18 protein-coding genes and 2 tRNA genes are annotated in these 19,076 nt (G+C 65.7%); 9 read left to right on the forward strand and 11 right to left on the reverse strand.

Going from position 1 to position 19,076, the window contains the following annotated elements:
- Positions 1 to 149 precede the first annotated feature (149 nt).
- The 3 genes from BDO18943_RS40575 to BDO18943_RS40585 are packed head-to-tail and all read right to left on the reverse strand — an operon-like array spanning position 150 to position 2,175.
- Entirely contained in the window at positions 150 to 1,304 is a 1,155-nt protein-coding gene (locus tag BDO18943_RS40575; protein WP_175026506.1) for an enoyl-CoA hydratase/isomerase family protein, read from the reverse strand.
- Positions 1,305 to 1,335: 31 nt separating this feature from the next.
- Positions 1,336 to 1,668, reverse strand: coding sequence for a DMT family transporter (locus BDO18943_RS40580; RefSeq protein ID WP_374101787.1), 333 nt, complete (start codon positions 1,666 to 1,668; stop codon positions 1,336 to 1,338).
- Between the two features lie 9 nt (positions 1,669 to 1,677).
- Complete coding sequence (locus tag BDO18943_RS40585) at positions 1,678 to 2,175, reverse strand: heme-degrading domain-containing protein (protein ID WP_175026507.1); 498 nt, start codon at positions 2,173 to 2,175, stop codon at positions 1,678 to 1,680.
- Between the two features lie 197 nt (positions 2,176 to 2,372).
- Between BDO18943_RS40585 and BDO18943_RS40590 the strand changes: the two genes are divergently transcribed.
- The 7 genes from BDO18943_RS40590 to BDO18943_RS40620 all read left to right on the forward strand — a co-directional run bounded on the left by BDO18943_RS40590 (position 2,373) and on the right by BDO18943_RS40620 (position 7,665).
- A tRNA-Met gene (locus BDO18943_RS40590) sits at positions 2,373 to 2,449 on the forward strand.
- 183 nt (positions 2,450 to 2,632) lie between these two features.
- Entirely contained in the window at positions 2,633 to 3,178 is a 546-nt protein-coding gene (locus BDO18943_RS40595; protein WP_011351855.1) for an NUDIX hydrolase, read from the forward strand.
- 11 nt (positions 3,179 to 3,189) lie between these two features.
- Positions 3,190 to 3,954, forward strand: coding sequence for a leucyl/phenylalanyl-tRNA--protein transferase (aat, locus tag BDO18943_RS40600; RefSeq protein ID WP_043182662.1), 765 nt, complete (start codon positions 3,190 to 3,192; stop codon positions 3,952 to 3,954).
- Positions 3,955 to 3,987: 33 nt separating this feature from the next.
- On the forward strand, positions 3,988 to 4,818 hold the full coding sequence (locus tag BDO18943_RS40605; protein ID WP_122945213.1) for an arginyltransferase: 831 nt from the start codon (positions 3,988 to 3,990) through the stop codon (positions 4,816 to 4,818).
- Positions 4,819 to 4,917: 99 nt separating this feature from the next.
- A complete protein-coding gene (locus tag BDO18943_RS40610; RefSeq protein ID WP_175026508.1) occupies positions 4,918 to 5,955 on the forward strand; it encodes a quinone-dependent dihydroorotate dehydrogenase in 1,038 nt (345 codons plus the stop codon).
- 100 nt (positions 5,956 to 6,055) lie between these two features.
- Positions 6,056 to 6,850 carry a cystine ABC transporter substrate-binding protein gene (locus BDO18943_RS40615; RefSeq protein ID WP_011351851.1) on the forward strand — a complete coding sequence of 265 codons (795 nt, stop codon included), beginning with the start codon at positions 6,056 to 6,058 and terminating at the stop codon, positions 6,848 to 6,850.
- 122 nt (positions 6,851 to 6,972) lie between these two features.
- Positions 6,973 to 7,665, forward strand: coding sequence for an amino acid ABC transporter permease (locus BDO18943_RS40620; RefSeq protein ID WP_175026509.1), 693 nt, complete (start codon positions 6,973 to 6,975; stop codon positions 7,663 to 7,665).
- 52 nt (positions 7,666 to 7,717) lie between these two features.
- Here BDO18943_RS40620 and BDO18943_RS40625 read toward each other — a convergent pair whose 3' ends face one another.
- The 6 genes from BDO18943_RS40625 to rnr all read right to left on the reverse strand — a co-directional run bounded on the left by BDO18943_RS40625 (position 7,718) and on the right by rnr (position 14,932).
- A complete protein-coding gene (locus BDO18943_RS40625; RefSeq protein WP_175026510.1) occupies positions 7,718 to 8,704 on the reverse strand; it encodes a Gfo/Idh/MocA family protein in 987 nt (328 codons plus the stop codon).
- 101 nt (positions 8,705 to 8,805) lie between these two features.
- A complete protein-coding gene (locus tag BDO18943_RS40630) occupies positions 8,806 to 9,522 on the reverse strand; it encodes a FadR/GntR family transcriptional regulator (RefSeq protein ID WP_006484155.1) in 717 nt (238 codons plus the stop codon).
- A 279-nt stretch (positions 9,523 to 9,801) separates the two neighbouring features.
- On the reverse strand, positions 9,802 to 10,497 hold the full coding sequence (rpiA, locus tag BDO18943_RS40635; protein ID WP_043182651.1) for a ribose-5-phosphate isomerase RpiA: 696 nt from the start codon (positions 10,495 to 10,497) through the stop codon (positions 9,802 to 9,804).
- Between the two features lie 91 nt (positions 10,498 to 10,588).
- Positions 10,589 to 11,461: an N-acetylmuramoyl-L-alanine amidase gene (locus tag BDO18943_RS40640; protein ID WP_175026511.1), complete on the reverse strand. Its 873-nt coding sequence runs from the start codon at positions 11,459 to 11,461 to the stop codon at positions 10,589 to 10,591.
- 96 nt (positions 11,462 to 11,557) lie between these two features.
- Positions 11,558 to 12,301, reverse strand: coding sequence for a 23S rRNA (guanosine(2251)-2'-O)-methyltransferase RlmB (rlmB, locus tag BDO18943_RS40645; protein WP_043182646.1), 744 nt, complete (start codon positions 12,299 to 12,301; stop codon positions 11,558 to 11,560).
- 150 nt (positions 12,302 to 12,451) lie between these two features.
- Positions 12,452 to 14,932, reverse strand: a complete 2,481-nt coding sequence (rnr, locus tag BDO18943_RS40650; RefSeq protein WP_175026512.1) for a ribonuclease R — start codon at positions 14,930 to 14,932, stop codon at positions 12,452 to 12,454.
- Between the two features lie 250 nt (positions 14,933 to 15,182).
- Here rnr and BDO18943_RS40655 point away from each other — a divergent pair.
- A tRNA-Leu gene (locus tag BDO18943_RS40655) sits at positions 15,183 to 15,269 on the forward strand.
- 222 nt (positions 15,270 to 15,491) lie between these two features.
- Here BDO18943_RS40655 and BDO18943_RS40660 read toward each other — a convergent pair.
- Together BDO18943_RS40660 and BDO18943_RS40665 are read right to left on the reverse strand one after the other, a co-directional pair.
- A complete protein-coding gene (locus BDO18943_RS40660; RefSeq protein WP_175026513.1) occupies positions 15,492 to 15,929 on the reverse strand; it encodes a MarR family winged helix-turn-helix transcriptional regulator in 438 nt (145 codons plus the stop codon).
- Positions 15,930 to 16,019: 90 nt separating this feature from the next.
- Positions 16,020 to 17,582, reverse strand: coding sequence for a DHA2 family efflux MFS transporter permease subunit (locus BDO18943_RS40665; protein ID WP_175026514.1), 1,563 nt, complete (start codon positions 17,580 to 17,582; stop codon positions 16,020 to 16,022).
- A 367-nt stretch (positions 17,583 to 17,949) separates the two neighbouring features.
- On the opposite strand from BDO18943_RS40665, the gene BDO18943_RS40670 reads away from it, so the two are divergent.
- Positions 17,950 to 18,939 (forward strand): aliphatic sulfonate ABC transporter substrate-binding protein, encoded by a 990-nt coding sequence (locus tag BDO18943_RS40670; protein WP_175026515.1) that lies wholly within the window; start codon positions 17,950 to 17,952, stop codon positions 18,937 to 18,939.
- Positions 18,940 to 19,076: the final 137 nt, after the last annotated feature.

The following is a 19,076-nucleotide window of genomic DNA, read 5'->3' on the forward strand; positions in this document are numbered from 1 at the left end:
GTTCGTTTGATCCCTTGTTGCACTTGGCACCTCTTCGCTTCGGCGAAAAAGTGTCAACCTATTTCAGGACGGGTCACCTCCATGAAAAAGGCCGCCTGCGTGCGCAGGCGGCCTTTTCGTTTCCAGCGTGTGCTTCGATCAGTCCAACGTCAGTCTTGCAGATTCCGCAGCGGATGCGTGTCGGGCGTCCACGGTCTGTCGAACATCGCAAGCACGTCTGCACGATCGATGTCGGCGGTCGACTGGAAGCGCCAGACCGGCTGGTGGTCCTTGTCGACGATCAGCGCACGCACGCCTTCGATCACGTCGCCGTGCGCGAATGTCGAGCGCGTGAGATCGAGATCGCGCCGCAGGCAATCGGCCATCGTCGCGCCGCGTGCACGTTCGACGACTTCCAGCGACACGGCCATCGACAGCGGCGACAACTGTTCGCGCATCGCATGGGTCGCCTTCTCGACCCACCCGTCGACGGCCGCGCAATCCTGCTCGGCGTCGAGCGACGCGAGGATCGCGCCGATGTCCGCCTGCGCGAAATGGCGGTCGATCCCGGCACGCGCGTCGGCCAGCGACGACGTGTCGGGCGTCGGCACGACCTTGTGCGCGGCCGCCGCGTCGGCCACGCAGGCGACGGCCTGCTCGCCGTTGTCGATGCGCGCGCTTCGCAGCGTATCGAGCAGCGCGGGCAGCGCGGCATCGGGCAAGTAGACGTCGGCAAGCTGCGCGTACAGCGCGCCCGCCGCGTCGAGCGTCGCGCCGGTCACGGCGAGATAGCGGCCGATCGCGCCGGGCGTGCGCGCGAGGAACCAGCTCATCCCGACGTCCGGGAACAGGCCGATACGCGTTTCCGGCATTGCCATCTTCGTCGAGTCGGTCACGACGCGCAGGCCGCCCGTATGCCGCGCCGCCTGCGAAATCCCCATGCCGCCGCCCATCACGACCCCGTGCATCAGCGCGATGTAAGGCTTCGGATACGTGAAGATCGTGTGGTTCAGCGTGTATTCCGCGATGAAGAACGTGTCGACCGCGTCACGGTCGCCGCGCTGCCACGCCTCATGGAAGAAGCGCACGTCGCCGCCCGCACAGAACGCGCGCGGATGCGGGCTGTGCACGACCACCGCGACGACTTCGGGATCGTTGCGCCACGCGTCGAGCGCCCGCTGCATCAGCCGGATCATGCCGACCGACAGCGCGTTCAGCGCCTTCGGCCGGTTCAGTTCGAGAAAGCCGATGCGGTTCGCGACATACGCGCGTACGTCGGGCTGGGCGGATTCGGCGGAAACGGCAGCGGAAGTGGAATCGGTCATGAGGGTCATCCGGCAAATGGCAGTCGCACGCTCAGTGCGCCTGCATCTTCGAAAACAGGTTCAGCACCACGACGCCGGCGACGATCAGGCCGAGGCCGATCACCGCCGGCAGATCCGGCACCTGACGATAGAGCAGCATCGCGACGAGCGTGATCAGCACGATGCCTGCGCCCGACCAGACTGCATAGATGATGCCGACAGGCATCGTGCGCAACGTGAGCGACAGGCAGTAGAACGCGATGCCGTAACCGGCGACGACGAGCAACGACGGCCAGAGGCGCGTGAAGCCGTCTGCCGCACGCAGCGCGGACGTGCCGATCACTTCCGCGACGATCGCGATCGCGAGCCATGCGTAACCGGGCAGTTGCATCGCTCAGTTCCTTGCGAGGGCCAACACCGCGTAGTCGTGGCCGAGCTCTGCACACAGCGCCTCGACGACGAATTCGTGATCCGCGCGCTGCGGCAGCCCGGATGCGGTGATCGAACCGATCACGCCGGCGCCCGCCACGATCAGCGGAAACGAGCCGCCGTACGGCGAGTACTCGGCGACCGGCAGCCCGTGCTTGTCCGCGAGCGTGGTGCCGGCCTGCTGCATGCGCAGGCCGATGGCGTACGAACTACGGCGGAAATGCGCGACGACGTTGCGCTTGCGGCGCACCCAGTCGGCATTGTCGGGCGTGGCGCCAGCGAGCGCCGCGTAGAACAGCGGCTGGCCGAACGTGACGATGTCGATCGCGACCGCATGGCCACGCGACGTCGCGAGCGCATGCATCCGGTTGCCGAGCGCCCATGCGCGGGCCGGGTCGAAATGGGGAAACACGAGCGCCTGTTCCTGCGCGCCGATCGATTGCAGATCGTGAGCGATGTCCATGAATCCGTCGATACAGTAATGAGAGTCACAACGGCGCCGACGCGATCGCGCACAGCCCCGCTGCCGAAGAGACGAAACAAACCGCTCGATTCTAGCGCACGCACCCACCGTACCGGCCCCACAAGCGGCGACAAGAAATTGTCAGAAAACGCTTGCACGCGTTCGGGTTACTCCTTATAATTCATTTCTTCGACGGACGCGGGGTGGAGCAGTCTGGCAGCTCGTCGGGCTCATAACCCGAAGGTCGTAGGTTCAAATCCTACCCCCGCAACCAACGTCCAGATTCATGCAAAAAGCCCGGCCTAGTGCCGGGCTTTTTGTTTTTCCGTCGCACTCCCCGCGCCGCTTCGCGCACCCGCACCCTCCACTTTGCGCGACACGCGGCCTGCTCGCACCCGCGTTCGAGAATGCCGCATCCCGGTGATACACTCGCATCACCTCGTCCCTTCCACTCGACATGAAATTCTGCTCCGTCTGCGGTCACGAAGTCATCGCGCGCATTCCTCCGGGCGACAATCGCGAGCGCTTCGTCTGCGATCACTGCGGCACGATCCACTACCAGAATCCGCGCAACGTCGTCGGCACGGTCCCGGTCTGGGGCGATCAGATCCTGCTGTGCCGCCGCGCGATCGAACCGCGCTACGGATTCTGGACGCTGCCGGCAGGCTTCATGGAGATGGGCGAAACGACGGCCGAAGCCGCCGCGCGCGAAACGCTCGAGGAAGCCGGCGCGCGTGTCGAGGTGCAGAACCTGTTCACGCTGCTCAATGTGCCGCACGTGCACCAGGTCCACCTGTTCTACCTCGCGCGGCTCACCGATCCGGCATTCGAGGCCGGCGAGGAAAGCCTCGAAGTGAAGCTGTTCGACGAAGCCGACATCCCGTGGGACGAAATCGCGTTCCCGACCGTCAGCCAGACCCTGCGATTCTTCTTCGCCGATCGCGCCGCGGGCGACTACGGCGTGCACACCGGCGATATCTTCCGCTCGTTGCGCAACGGCTGAGCCCCCGCCCCATGGTCCCCTGGCTCGGCCCGGACGATCCCTTTCCGCCCATCGAACGCGCGCTCGGCCCCGCGACCGGCGCGCCAGGGCTGCTTGCCGCGAGCGCCGACCTGCTGCCGTCGCGCCTCATCGACGCGTACCTGCGCGGCATCTTCCCGTGGTATTCGGACGGCCAGCCCGTGCTGTGGTGGAGCCCCGACCCGCGCATGATCCTCGTGCCGGCCGAATTCAAGGTGTCGCCTTCGCTGCGCAAGACGCTGAAACGCGTGCTGCGCGCGCCCGAATGGGAAGTGCGCGTCGACTACGACTTTCCGGGCGTGATGCGCGCGTGTGCGCAGGCGCCGCGCCGCGGGCAGCGCGGCACGTGGATCACGGCCGAGATCATCGACGCGTACACGTCGCTCTACCGCTCCGGCAACGCGCACAGCATCGAAACGTGGCACGACGGGCGGCGTGTCGGCGGCCTGTACGGCGTGTCGTTCGGACGGATGTTTTTCGGCGAGTCGATGTATGCGGACGCGACCGACGCATCGAAAATCGCGCTGGCCACGCTCGTCGCGCACCTTCGCGAGCAGGGGCTGGAGATGATAGACTGCCAGCAGAATACGTCGCATCTAGCGTCGCTCGGCGGCCGCGAGATCGCACGCAAGGCCTTTGTCGCTCACGTGCGCAGCGCGGTAGCCGAACCGCCGATTCCGTGGCAGTTCGACAAGCGCGTGCTCGCCGCGCTGACGGGCCGCGCCGAAACGGCGGCCCCCTCCGGGATCGAGCGCTAGCGCGGCACTCCCTCCCTGCAACGAGAGCTGCCCATGACTCACCCGACTGAGCTGCCGCTTTCACCGCTTTCGGCGCTGCAATTCTATGCAACGGCGCCCTATCCGTGCAGCTATCTGGACGGCCGCGTCGCGCGCTCGCAAGTCGCGACGCCGAGCCACCTGATCAATTCCGACATCTACACCGAGCTCGTCAAGGCCGGCTTCCGGCGCTCGGGTGTGTTCACGTATCGTCCGTACTGCGACGGCTGCCGTGCCTGCGTGCCGGTGCGCGTCCCCGTCGACGCGTTCGCGCCGTCGCGCACGCAGCGCCGGATGTGGAAGCGGCACCGCACGCTCGTCGCGACGGTCTCGCCGCTGCACTACGACGAAGAGCACTACGCGCTCTACATGCGCTACCAGTCCGCACGCCACGCGGGCGGCGGCATGGATCGCGACAGCCGCGACCAGTACGAGCAATTCCTGCTGCAGAGCCGGATCAACTCGCGTCTCGTCGAATTCCGCGACCTCGACGCACCGGGCGGCGAGCCCGGCAAGCTGCGCATGGTCAGCATGATCGACATCCTCGGCGACGGGCTGTCGTCGGTCTATACGTTCTTCGAACCCGACGACGCGCACACCAGCTACGGCACCTACAACATCCTGTGGCAGATCGAGCAGGCGAAGAGCCTCGGCCTGCCCTACGTGTATCTCGGCTACTGGATCCGCGAGAGCCCGAAGATGGCCTACAAGGCGAACTTCCACCCGCTCGAAGGGCTGATCGACGGCCGCTGGAAGATACTCGACCCGGAACGGATCGACCTGCCGCCCGTCGACGCGGCACTGGCCCGCGCGCCCTTGCCGGGCGGGCATTCCGGCTCGGGCTGACGCGCGCCGCCAGGAGTGACGAAGCGAAGCGCGCCTCTGCCGCGCAACTCCCGGTAAAATAGCGGGTTGTCATTCATTCCGGCTGTCCGCCCTATTCCCGTGTTCAGTTCCCTCTATCCGCTGGCCCGCGCATCCCTGTTCAAGATGGATGCGGAAGACGCTCACCACCTCACGCTGCGCGCGCTCGGCGCGGCCGGCCGCACGGGCCTCGCCTGCGCGCTGTCGGCCCGCGTGCCCGATGCGCCGCGCACCGTGATGGGGCTCACGTTCCGCAACCCGGTCGGCCTCGCGGCCGGCCTCGACAAGGACGGCGCAGCCATCGACGGCCTGGCGGCACTCGGCTTCGGCTTCATCGAGGTCGGTACGGTCACGCCGCGCCCGCAGCCCGGCAACCCGCGCCCGCGGATGTTCCGCCTGCCGCAGGCCGAAGCACTGATCAACCGGATGGGCTTCAACAACCACGGCGTCGACCAGTTCGTGAAGAACGTCCAGGCCGCCCGCTATCGCGGCATCCTCGGCCTGAATATCGGCAAGAACGCCGATACGCCGATCGAGCGCGCCGCCGAGGATTACCTGTACTGCCTCGAGCGCGTGTACCCGTTCGCGAGTTACGTGACGATCAACATCTCGTCGCCGAACACGAAGAACCTGCGCCAGCTGCAGGGCGCGGGCGAGCTCGACGCGCTGCTCGCGGCGCTGAAGGATAAGCAGCAGCGCCTCGCCGACCTGCACGGCAAGCTCGTGCCGCTCGCACTGAAAATCGCGCCCGATCTCGACGACGAGCAGGTCAAGGAAATCGGCGACACGCTGCTGCGCCACAAGATCGAGGCGGTCATCGCCACCAACACGACGCTGTCGCGCGCGGCCGTCCAGGGCCTGCCGCATGCGGACGAAGCCGGCGGCCTGTCGGGCCGCCCCGTGTTCGACGCGTCGAACGAAGTGATCCGCAAGCTGCACGCCGAAGTCGGCAGCGAAGTGCCGATCATCGGCGTCGGCGGCATTTTCTCGGGCGAGGACGCTCGCGCCAAGCTCGCGGCAGGCGCGGCACTCGTCCAGCTGTATACGGGCTTCATCTACCGCGGCCCCGCGCTCGTCGCGGAATGCGTGAAGGCCATCGCCGGCGAACGCACCGCGTAATATAGGCATAAACAAACGATATTTAGAGGTCGATTGCGTTTTTGCTATCATCGACCCCGTTATCAGAATCAATGACCCGGACAGGGCAAGGAAACACACGATGAAGATTGCGCTGCTGAAGAAGCTGCTGGTTGCAGGCCTGATCGGCACGTCGTTCGCCGCCGCCACCGCGCATGCGGCCGACCTCCTCGACCAGGTGAAACAACGCGGCACGCTGCGGGTTGGCCTCGAAGGCACGTTCCCGCCGTTCAACTCGAAGAACCCGCAAGGTGAACTCGTCGGCTTCGACGTCGACATCGCGAAGGCCGTGGCCGCGAAGCTCGGCGTGAAAGCGGAATTCGTGACGACCGAATGGAGCGGTATCATCGCGGGCCTGCAGGCCGGCAAGTTCGACGTGATCGCCAACCAGGTCGGCATCACCGACAAGCGCAAGGAAACGCTCGACTTCTCGCCGGCGTACACGTATTCGTCCGCGCAGCTGATCCAGCGCAACGACGACACGCGCCAGTTCAAGTCGCTTGAAGACCTGAAAGGCAAGAAGCTCGGCGTCGCGCTCGGCACGAACTACATGGACATGGCGAAGTCGGTGCCCGGCATCGACGTGAAGACGTACCCGGGCGCGCCCGAGTACCTGCGCGATCTCGCGGCTGGCCGTCTCGACGCGGCGCTCAACGATCGCCTGATGCTCGCGTACCTGACGAAGAATTCGCAGCTGCCGCTGCGCCCGGGCGCGAACGTCGGGTCGGCGAACCCGTCGGGCATCCCGTTCAAGAAGGGCAACCCGAAGTTCCAGAAGGCGATCGACGACGCGATGGCGCAACTCGAAGCCGACGGCACCTTCACGAAGATCTCGGACAAGTGGTTCGGCATCGACGTGACGAAGCCGATCAAGTAAGCACGCCTGCATTTCCCGCCTGACGGCGGGCCGGAAAGGGCGGCATCCGTAACGATGCCGCCCTTTGTTTTATTCGTCCGGTTTATGATTGCGCTTTCGCGCACGCATTCGATTCGTATTCCATGTCGACAACGTCCCTGCTCGTCCAATCGTTGCCGGTGCTCGCCCAGGGCGCCGTACTGACCGTCAAGTTCGCCGTGCTGTCGATGGTGTTCGGCCTGCTTGGTGCCGTCGTGCTCGCGATGATGAGCATCCGGCAAAGCGAAGCGCTCGAAGGCTTCGAACGCATCTGGGTCAACGCGCTCGCGTGGCTGGCACGCGCGTACGTGAGCCTGATGCGCGGCACGCCGCTGCTCGTGCAGATCTTCGTCATCTATTACGGGCTGCCGAGCCTCGGCATCTCGCTCGACCCGACACCCGCCGGCGTCATCGCGCTGTCCGCGAACGTCGCGGCTTACATGTCGGAAAGCATGCGCGGCGCGATCAACGGGATCGCACGCGGCCAGTGGCTCGCCGCATACAGCCTCGGGTTGTCGTGGGGGCAGACGCTGCGCTACGTGATTGGTCCGCAGGCGCTGCGCATCGCGGTGCCGAGCCTGTCGAACAGCCTGATCAGCCTGATCAAGGACACGTCGCTCGTGTCGGTGATCACCGTGACCGAACTGCTGCGCAGCGCGCAGGAAGTGATCGCGGCGACCTATCAGCCGCTGCCGCTCTATCTCGCCGCCGCGGCCGTGTACTGGATCCTGTGCCAGATCCTCGAATGGGTGCAGCGCTGGTACGAAAAACGCCTGTCGCTGCCGTCGCGGCACTGAGCGCACGTCATCCGCCGGGCCGCACCCGCGTGCCCGGCGCCCTCCTTCCCGCCTACTCGCCCGAATAGCGCACGCCGAGTGCCGCACGCGCGGCATCGGTCATCGCGATCATCTGCCGAGAATGGTCGTGCGTCATGATCGGGCTTTCGGTCTTGCCCGCGCGCAGCAGGTCGCAAAAATGCGCGGTCTCGTAGTTCAGCCCGCCGCCGTCGACCGGCGCGTCGAGTTCGACGGTGCGCCCGTCCGCGTAGCGAATCGTTGCGCGTGACGGGTTCCACCACTTCTCGTGAATCGTCACATGGCCGCCGGCCGCGGCGATCAGCGCGTCGCCGCGCCCCATCACATCGAGCCCGCAAAAGAGCTGCGCGATCCCGCCGTTCGCATGCACGCTGTTCAGGCTCGCGAACAGGTCGACGCCGGTTGCGCCGACGCGGCCGAGCGTCTGCACGTCGCGCGCCGCGCCGAGCCAGTCGACCGCGAGAAACGCCTCGTAGATCCCGATATCGAGCAGCGCACCGCCCGCGCGATCGAGGCGATAGACGGAATGCTCGTCCGGCACCGACGACGACGCGCACCCTGCCCGCACGAGCCGGATCTCGCCGATCGGATCGTCATGCAGGTGCGCACGCAACTGACGGTACAGCGGGAAGAACGGCGGCTTCATCGCCTCCATGAAAAGCTGTCCGGCGTCGCGTGCCGCACGCAACACGGTCTCGAGCTGCGCCGCGCTCAGCGTCGCGGGCTTTTCGCACAGCACAGCCTTGCCGGCAGCAAGCGCGGCCAGCGTGTACTGTGCGTGACTGTCATGGAGCGTCGCGATGTAGACCGCGTCGATATCGCTCGCGAGGAGCGCGTCGAGACTGGCGGCTGGCGTACCGCCGTACGCTCCGCAAAAGTCTGCCGCGGCATCGGCGCGGCGGGCCCAGGCACCGGCGAGCGTGGCGCCCGGCACATGCGCCAGGCTTTGCGCGAAGCGGCGCGCGATGCTGCCCGCGCCGACGATGCCGAAGTGCACCGGGCGATGGTCGTTGTCGTTCATCCTGATCTTCCGTGTCGGTCGTATGACGGTGGCCGGCACGCTGCCGGCCGGCCGTCATGATAAACGGCCCGGCGGCACACGGATGAGCGACACGCGCAGCGTCAGGCACGCACGGGCACGTCGACGGAGAAATCGCGCGAGATCTCGTCGGCGCTGAAATCGATCAGCGCGAGCGAAGCGGCTTCGGCTTCGCGCGGATCGCGACGCTCGATCGCGTCGACCACACGCGCATGCGCCTTCACCGCAATGTCGTGCGCCCCTTCCTTCTGCACGACCCGCGGATTCACGAGACGCACTGCACCGCGCACGATCGCCGCCATCTGCTGGAAGAACTGGTTGCCGCTTGCCTGGACGATCCGCGTGTGCAGCAACTCGTCCGCCGTGTCGTAGCCAGGGTCGCCCGGCTGCAGCACCTTGAACGCATCGAACGCTTCGCGGATGCCCGCGATATCGGCCGCCGTCGCACGCACCGCCGCCTGCGCGGTGGCACGCGGCTCGATCAGCATCCGGAATTCGATGACGTCGCGCATGAACTGCGGATCGGGTTTCGCCCGGAATCGCCAGCTCACCACATCCTCATCGATCATGCGCCAGTCGCGCATCGGCCGCACGCGCGTGCCGACCTTCGGCCGCACGTCGAGCATGTCGCGCGCAAGCAACATCGACAACGCTTCCCGCATCACAGTGCGACTCACATCGAACTCTTTCGACAGCACGTCCTGCGGCGGCAAGATGCCGCCATACTTGTCTTCGACGATACCCGAGACAAGCCCATCCATCACTTTGGCGACCAGTGACCGGTCTTTGCCCTGCTCCATGACACCTCCCCGTGCGTCGATTTGCGAACACCTGCTCCGCAGTTCCGCCGGCCCTGGTTACGACTGTTCTTATGATCTATAAGTTGATGAGTTCGAGGACATTTCGCTATCTGGTAAACACCTGACAGGGTTATCCCTCTTTTTGACGGGGTGATTTATACGGCTAAAAATAAGGCCCGGGAAGCGCATTGCGCCTACCGGGCCCCGTTTTCCACAAGATTTAAACATTCAGTCCATTACGGCGTGTGACACACCATTACGGACTGCTTGCCATATCTTTCACTTTGCCGAATAAACGATCGTTTCAACGCCGCTTTCCGTGCCGAGCAAACACAGATTCGCGCCGCGCTCGGCGAACAGGCCGACCGTCACGACGCCCGGCCATGCGTTCACCTGCGCTTCGAAGCCGCGCGGATCGGCGATCTGCAGCCCCTTCACGTCGATGATCTCGTTACCGTTGTCGGTGATGTACGGCGCACCGTCCTTCGTCACGCGCAGCACCGGCACGCCGCCGAGCGCGGTCACGCGCCGGCCGATCGCCGTGCGTGCCATCGGCACGACCTCGATCGGCAGCGGGAACGCGCCGAGCACCGGCACGCGCTTGCTGGCGTCCGCGATGCAGACGAACGTGTCGGCCACCGACGCGACGATCTTCTCGCGCGTCAGTGCGCCGCCACCACCCTTGATCATCGCGCCGCCCGCGTCGATCTCGTCGGCGCCGTCGACGTACACCTGCAGCGAGTCGACCTCGTTCAGGTCGAACACCTTGATGCCGTGCGATTTCAGGCGTTCGGTCGTGGCGACCGAGCTCGACACGGCGCCGCGATAGCGCGCCTTGACGACGGCGAGCGCGTCGATGAAGCAGTTGGCGGTCGAGCCGGTGCCGACACCGATCACGGCGCCTTCCGGCACGTTCTGGATCACGTAGTCAGCGGCGGCCTGGCCGACGAGGCGTTTGAGTTCGTCTTGAGTCATGGAGTGGTGATGCTGCGGGATTGCGGAAAACCACCAGTTTACCGGACTCGGATGACGGCCCGCGTTTTTCGGCGTATGGCGTGCCGCAGGTTCAGGGCGCACCCGCTCCGGGCGCGTTGTCCGCGGGTTGCGTGCCGGGGAAGTACTTGTCGAGCAATGCCTGCGCGATCGCGTCGGTTTCGGCGTCCGCGTTGCCCGCATAGTCGGACGGCCTGAAATGCATCTGGAACGCCGCGAACACCCGTCGCGTGCGTTCGTCGAGCACACCATCGGTGGCCACGTCGTAGCCGTAGCGCGCGAGCCTGAGCTGCAGTTCCCGCACGTCGACCGGCGCATGCGGATCGCGACCGCCGAGCCGGGCGGCCACGGTCGCATCGTCCGGCCATGCGCCGACGCCGGCCTGGGCCAACGCATGCCACGGAAACAGCGGCCCCGGATCGATCTTGCGTTGCGGCGCGATGTCGCTGTGCCCGACCACGCGCGTCGGCGGAATCCCGTAGCGGGCGACGATGTCCTTCGACAGTCGGGTCAGTGCCGCGACCTGTTCGGGCGGATAGGGCTGCCAGGTGCGGTTCTGCGAATCCAGCGGGCCGCGGTTCACGTTCTCGATGCCGATCGACACCGCGTTCAGCTCGGTCGTGCCCTGCCACTCGCTGACGCCCGCGTGCCATGCGCGCTCGGATTCCGGAACGAGCTGGTAGACAACCGGCATCCCGCGCTCGATGCGCGGCTGCGGCGGGATGACGTAATGCACGCTGACCGAATCGCCCGTCAGCGTGCGCAGCGATTTCGCCTCGTCGCTTTCGGTGTAATGCATCACGAGAAAGCGGATCCGCGAATCGGCCCCGCGCGCGTGCAGGCTCGTGTCGGCGTAGTAGGTGCCGCGTTCGACGAGCGACGGCGCCGTGCAGGCAGCCAGCAGGCACAGCACGGCGCAGGATGCGCCAACGCGAAACAGGGTCATCGGTCGCGCGCTCCGGAGAGCCGCGTGCCGCATCGAATCGCGGCACGCGTCGTTCGGGTCATCGAGGCCCGCGCAGGTCGCGCGGGACGGGCTGTGTCAGCCCTTCACGCGCCGCTGGCGCACGGCTTCGTACAGGCACACGCCACTTGCGACCGACACGTTCAGGCTTTCCACGCTGCCGGCCATCGGGATGCTCATCACTTCGTCGCAGGTGTCGCGCGTGAGCCGGCGCATGCCTTCGCCTTCCGCGCCCATCACGAGCGCGACGGGGCCGTCGAGCTTCGTTTCGTAGAGCGTGGCAGAAGCCTCGTCCGACGTGCCGATGATCCACACGCCAGCCTCCTTCAGCTCGCGCAGCGCGCGGGCGAGGTTCGTCACCGTGATGTACGGCACCGTATCGGCCGCGCCGCTCGCCACCTTTGCCGCGGTTGCGTTCAGGCCGACTGCACGGTCGCGCGGCGCGATCACCGCGTGCGCACCGGCCGAATCGGCGACACGCAGGCACGCGCCGAGGTTGTGCGGATCGGTGACGCCGTCGAGCACCAGCAGCAGCGCCGGGCCCTGGATGCCGTCGAGCAGCTCGGACAGGTTCTGCGCGAGCGGGATGTCCTCGACGCGCGCGACGACGCCCTGGTGACGCTCGGTATGGGCGAGGCCCCACAGGCGCGTTTCGTCGGCCGCGATCAGCCGCACGCCCGCTTCCTTCGCGGCGTGCAGGAAGTCCTGCATGCGGCGGTCGCGGCGCGTCTGGTCGTACAGCACCTCCGCCACCGTCGATGCATCGTGCCGCAAACGTGCGGTCACCGCATGAAAACCGTAAAGAACCTTCAGACGTGACATGACTGGAACAACCTTCGATCAAACGTGCGGCCGCGCGACGCGCGCAACCGCGATCCATGGAAAAGGAAAGCGCCGCGTTGCCGGCCGATGACCGGTGACGCGGCGTCTCTCGATACTGCAGGGCGGGCGCTTGGCGCCCGCCCCGAACGCTCAATACTTCTTGCGGGCGCGGGTCTTCTTCGCGGTCGGCTTCGCCGCCACGCCGCCACCGCTGCCGCCCTTCTTCTTCGCGGCGGCACGCGCAGCGCGCGCTTCGTTCACGGCAACGCTCGGCGCACTCGCGGCCTTCTTGCGGCGCGGCGCGGGTTCCTCCGCCTGCGGCAGCGCGCGGACGCGCGGGCCGTTACCGCGGTCGACACCGCCGCCAGCGGAAGCCGGCGCGGGCGACGGACGCGGCGCCTTCACCGGCGTATCGCGCACGAGGCGGAAGTCGATCTTGCGCGCGTCGAGATCGACGCGGCTCACCTGCACGCGCACGCGATCCGACAAGCGATAGCGGATGCCCGTCCGCTCACCGCGCAGCTCGTTCTTGATCTCGTCGTACTGGAAGTAATCCGAGCCGAGTTCCGTGACGTGCACGAGCCCTTCGATGAAGAGCGTGTCGAGCTGCACGAAGATGCCGAACGACGTGACGCCGTTCACCATCCCGCCGTACTCCTCGCCGAGCTTGTCGCGCATGAAGTAGCACTTGAGCCAGGCTTCGACGTCGCGCGACGCTTCGTCCGCGCGGCGCTCGTTCGCCGAGCAGTGCAGGCCGAGCTCTTCCCAGATCGCCGTGTTCGGGCGCGAGCGGCCGCGCGTTTCGTCGTCGGCCTGCTGCATCGCGCGGGCGCGCGGCGACAGCGCGGTGTTCAGCTCGAAACCGTCCGGCGCCTTCGGCACGTATTTCTTGCCGGACAGGATCGCGTAGATCGCGCGGTGCGTGAGCAGGTCCGGGTAACGGCGGATCGGGCTCGTGAAGTGCGCGTACGCCTCGTAGGCAAGGCCGAAGTGACCGATGTTGTCCGGGCTGTAGACGGCCTGCTGCATCGAGCGCAGCAGCATCGGCTGCAGCATCTGCGCATCGGGCCGGTCGCGGATCTGCGCCATCAGCGCCGCGTAGTCGCTCGCATGCGGCTTGTCGCCGCCGCCGAGCGACAGGCCCATGCCGCGCAGGAACGCGCGCAGGTTCTCGAGCTTCTCCGGCGTCGGCCCCGCATGCACGCGGTACAGGCCCGGATGCTTGTTGCGCTTCAGGAAATCGGCCGCGCAGACGTTCGCGGCCAGCATGCATTCCTCGATCAGCTTGTGCGCATCGTTACGCTGGCGCGGCACGATCTGCTCGATCTTGCCCTGCGAGTTGCAGACGATGTAGGTCTCGGTCGTGTCGAAGTCGATCGCGCCGCGCTTCTGCCGTGCGGCGAACAGCGACTTGTAGACGCCGTACAGATCCTGCAGGTGCGGCAGCAGGTCCGCGCGGCGCGCGGCCTCCGGCCCCTTCGTGTTCGACAGCACCGCCGCGACTTCGGTATACGTCAGGCGTGCAGCCGAATGGATGACGGCCGGATAGAACTGGTACGCCTTGATCTCTCCGCGCGCGGTGATCACCATGTCGCACGCGAGCACGCAGCGGTCGACCTGCGGATTCAGCGAGCACAGCCCGTTCGACAGCTTCTCCGGCAGCATCGGAATCACGCGGCGCGGGAAGTAGACCGACGTGCTGCGCTCGAGCGCGTCGGCATCGAGCCCGCTGCCCGGCTGTACGTAGTGCGACACGTCGGCGATCGCGACGATCAGCCGGTAGCCGTCGCCGCGGCCGACCTTGACCGGCTCGCAGTAGACGGCGTCGTCGAAGTCGCGTGCGTCCTCGCCGTCGATCGTCACCAGCGGCACGTCGCGCAGGTCGACGCGGAAACGCAGGTCGGCCGGCCGCACCTTGTCGGGCAGCGCGGCGGCTTCGTCGAGCGCCGGCTGACTGAATTCGTGCGGCACGCCGTACTTGCGCACCGCGATTTCGATTTCCATGCCCGGATCGTCGATATCGCCGAGCACCTCGACGACACGGCCGAGCGGCTGCGAATGACGGCTCGGGAAATCGGTCAGCTCGACGACGACGACCTGCCCGACCTTCGCCTTCTTCACGTTCTGCGTGATCAGGATGTCGTGGCCGATGCGCTTGTCTTCCGGTGCGACGATCAGCGCGCCGTTCTCGTTGAGCAGGCGGCCGATCACGCGCTTGTTCGCGCGCTCGGTGACTTCGACGACGTGCCCTTCCGGGCGACCGCGGCGATCGTAGCCGACGATCCGCGCGAGCACGCGATCGTTGTGCATCACCTTCTGCATTTCGCCGTTCGGCAAAAACAGGTCGTCCTGGCCATCGTCACGGATCACGAACCCGTAGCCGTCGCGATGCCCCTGCACGCGCCCGGCGACGAAGTTCGACGGATGGGTCAACTGGTAGTGGCCGCGCTTGTCGAGGCGGATCTGGCCGTCGCGTTCCATCGCGGCGACACGCCGGAAGAACCCCTCGCGCTCCTGACGCTTGATCGACAGGGCTTCGGCGATGTCGTTGGCGGCCAGCGGCGCGTCGCTCGTACGCAGCACGCCGAGAATTTCTTCACGGCTCGGAATGGGGTACGGATATTTGCTCAAGGGTTTGTCGATGGTTGTTCTCGTTGCGTTGATTGATGGTGCACGGCATCAACATAGAGGTGTCCTTCAGACAGTTCTATATTGACGGCGGCGGGTCATTCTATCACCCGCCTGTGTCACCAAATGACGGGAATGCCGCCAGCAGGCGCGGTGGAGGCCGGTTTGCGATGCATCGCAAAAAAGTGTTGACACGAATAATTGGGGCGCTATAATTTCGCTTCTTTGCAGCAAGTAGCTAACTGCAAAACGTGCCCAGGTGGCGGAATTGGTAGACGCACTAGGTTCAGGTCCTAGCGGTGGCAACATCGTGGAGGTTCGAGTCCTCTCCTGGGCACCATCTGTTTTTTAAAAAGGTCGGCTTCTGCCGGCCTTTTTTCATTTCAAGCCCAGGAAGCAAAGCGCCCGCTCGCTTTGCGCGAGATCTCGAAAGGCTGCGCCTGCAAGCGCAGCCGGGGTCGCACATGTGTGACTGAGCTCCCCCTCGCGGGCACCCTCTGCTTCTTAAAAGTCTTCCAGCCGGCTTTTTAGCATTTCCGGCGCCCGCATGACAGCGCCCGGCTTACTCGCCGATGAACTTGCGCAGCAGCCGGCTCAGTTCATCGAACTCGGTCTTCGAAAATTTCCGCAAGCGGGCATTGAGCACCTTAGGCGCGATCTCAGGAATCTGCGCGGCAACCGCCTGCCCCGCTTCGGTCAGCGCGAGGTCCACCACGCGCCGATCGCTCACACTGCGCGAACGCTCGACGAGCCCCTTGCCCTCCAGTTTGTCGAGCAAGCGCGTCATCAGCCCGGTGTCGACGCCGAGCAGCTTCGACAATTCGAAAGGCGTCGCCGCGCTGCCGCTCCGCAGGGACAGCAGCACGCCCATCTGCTGCGCCGTGATATCGAGATCCTTCAATGCCGCATCCATCTCGGACGTGACCAGGTTGCGCGCCTTCGCGAGCACGAACCCCACGCTTTCGGTGAGCAGGAAATTCTTCGGCGTGTAGTGTTCCATCGTGCTCGCTGAGTCGGATATTGTTGACCGACACAATAATTGCGACATCATGATTTTTCAAGGCACGCGGCATCCCGCGTGCGCGCCGGCTCAATGCCCGCCGGCCGCCGCCGCCCCGGCTGCCACGCCCTTGCCCGGTTTCGTCACCCAGACCAGCGGGATGATCAGCACGAAGATCACCGCCGACAGCCAGAAAACGTCGTTCAGCCCCAGCATCGTCGCCTGAGCATTCAACGTCGCTTCGAGGAACGTCAGCGCCTTCGGCGTACCTGCATCCAGCGCACCCTGCACGCTGGAGAGCGCGCTCGCGAAGATCGGGTTGTTCACGCTGCCCTGCTCGGCCAGTTGCGCATGATGCAGAATCGTGCGGTCGTTCCACGCGGTGCTCGCGAGCGACGTGCCGACCGCGCCCATGAACACGCGCGCGAAATTGGACAGGCCCGCGGCCGCCGGGATGCGCTCGGGCGGCAGCCCCGACAGGATGATCGACGTGAGCGGCGTCATGAAGAACGCCGTCGGGATCCCTTGCAGCAACGTGGGCACCACGAGCGACCACGTATCGATGCCCGTCGTATAGCGCGAGCGCATGAAAAACACGCCGGCGAATCCGAGAAATGCGAACGTGACGAGCACGCGCATATCCGATTTCGGCATCACCTTCCCGACCACCGGCGCGAGGAGCACCGCGAAGATGCCGAGCGGAGCAGTCACGAGGCCGGCATTGATGACCGGGTAGCCGAGCGAACCCTGGATCCATTGCGGCAGGATCACGAGATTCGCGAAAAATACCGCAAACGCAATCGAAATGGCCACCGTTCCGCCAAGAAAATTTCGTTGTGCAAACAGCCTGATATCGACGATCGGACGCTCCTCGGTCAACTCCCAGATCAGGAAGAACACGAAGCCGACCACCGCCACGATGGTCAGGATCCAGATCGTCGACGAATTGAACCAGTCGAGATCCTTGCCCTTGTCGAGCATGACCTGCAGCGCGGCCACCCACACGACCAGCGCGATCAGCCCGACCTTGTCGATCGGCAGCTTGCTGGTTGGCGTCTCGCGGTTGCGATAGAGCGCCCAGATCACGGCGGCGGCGAACAACCCGACCGGCACATTGATGTAGAAGATCCACGACCAGCTGTAGTTGTCCGTGATCCAGCCGCCGAGCGCGGGGCCGGCAATCGGCCCGACGGTTGCCGTCATTCCCCACAGTGCCAGCGCGCTCGAACTCTTCTCCTTTGGAAACGAAGCCAGCAGCAACGCCTGCGACAGCGGCACGAGCGGCCCAGCCACGGCGCCTTGAACAATCCGTGCCGCGAGGAGCGCGGTGAGGTTGGGTGCAAGCCCGCACGCGGCCGACGACAGCACGAACAGCAGGATGGCCCAGACGAACAGCTTCACCTGCCCAACCCGCTGCGTCAGCCAGCCGGTCAGCGGGATCGACACCGCGTTGGCCGCGGAGAACAGCGTGATGACCCACGTGCCCTCGTCGGTGGACACGCCCAGATTGCCGGAAATGGTTGGAATCGCGACGTTGGCGATCGACGAATCGAGAACGTTCATGAACGTGGCGAGCGCCACCGCGAGCGTGCCCAGTGCGAAGCTGGCGCCGGTCAGCGGCGCCGGCGCGCCCGGACTTTCGGACGGTTTCATCGGAGGTCCTTCTGATCGGGCACCACGCGAACAGCCGCCGCGACACCGAGCAAAATTAACTGACAAGTCAGATAAATGAGGGGAAAAAAGCGACCGGCGCGGCGCGCGGGTACTGTCCGCGCCAACGCCAATCGCTGACTCTGAGTTTTCTGCAATGAATATATTTGACTATGCAATCAAATGCAAGCAGGAAACGTCGATCGGCTGTCCGCAAATGACCGAGCGCGCCGCGACCACCGGCGCCTCCACCCTCCCCTTATGCTCGCCAGCCGGATCGATAGCAGAATTTATCGGTTATCGTCTGCCCGCCCCGTTGTAAGTTAGCCGGCTCGCTTCAATGCAACGAACCAGACCAGGAGCACGATCCATGACGTCGATGAACCGCCGCGCATTCGCACGCGTGATGCTGGCCGCAGGCCTCACTGCCGCCGGCGTCCGAACGCACGCCGAGAACGCACCCGATGGGTTGCGTATCGGCTACCAGAAATCGTCGACGCTCATCACACTGCTCAAGACGCGCGGCGCACTTGAACAGGCACTGGCGCCGCTCGGCTTGCGTGTGTCGTGGCATGAATTCGCGAGCGGATTGCCGCTGACCGAAGCGCTCAACGTTGGCGCCGTCGATTTCAGCGCCGACGTGGCCGATACGGTCCCGGTCTTCGCGCAGGCCGCGCATGCGCGTTTCGTGTACGTCGCGCAGGAAGCGCCTTCGCCAAAGGCGCAGGCGATCGTCGTCAAGCAGGACGGCGCACTGCGCACGCTCGCCGATCTCAAGGGCAAGCGCATTGCGGTCACGAAGGCAGCCGGCAGCCACTACCTTCTGCTTGCCGCGCTCGCACGCGCGAAGCTCGGGCCTGCCGATGCCGCGATCCATTACCTGACGCCCGCGGACGGCCGCGCGGCGTTCGAGCGCGGCAGCGTGGACGCGTGGATCACGTGGGATCCCTATGTCGCGTCGGTCGACCGGAATCCCGACGTGCGGATTCTCACCGACGGCAACGGGCTCGCGTCGTACCAGCGCTATTACCTCGCATCGAGCCGTTTCGCCGCCGCGCGGCCCGACGTCATCCAGATCCTGTTCGACCAGCTGTCGCAGTCCGGCACGTGGCTGCGCGACCACCCGCAGGAGGCCGCGAATACCCTCGCACCGATCTGGGGGCTCGACGCGACGACGATCGCGCGCGCGAACGCGCGGCGCAGTTATCTCGTCCGCGCGGTGGCCCCGCAAAATTTCGGCGAGCAGCAGCAGATCGCCGACACGTTCCTGGCCGCCGGCCTGCTGCCAACGCGCGTCGAGACGGGGCAGGCGCTGCGCTGGAATTTCGCTGCGAAACGGGCGGAACCGGTCGGTGTGTGAATGGCCGTTCAGTGAAGGGCGATAATTTTCATCGTCGTCGATGAAATTGTGTTGACAGCTCCTTCGGACACGCTATAATTGCGTTCTTTCGCGATGCAGCAACAAGCGAAACGTGCCCAGGTGGCGGAATTGGTAGA

The sequence above is a fragment of the Burkholderia aenigmatica genome, assembly GCF_902499175.1.
Lineage (GTDB): Bacteria > Pseudomonadota > Gammaproteobacteria > Burkholderiales > Burkholderiaceae > Burkholderia > Burkholderia aenigmatica.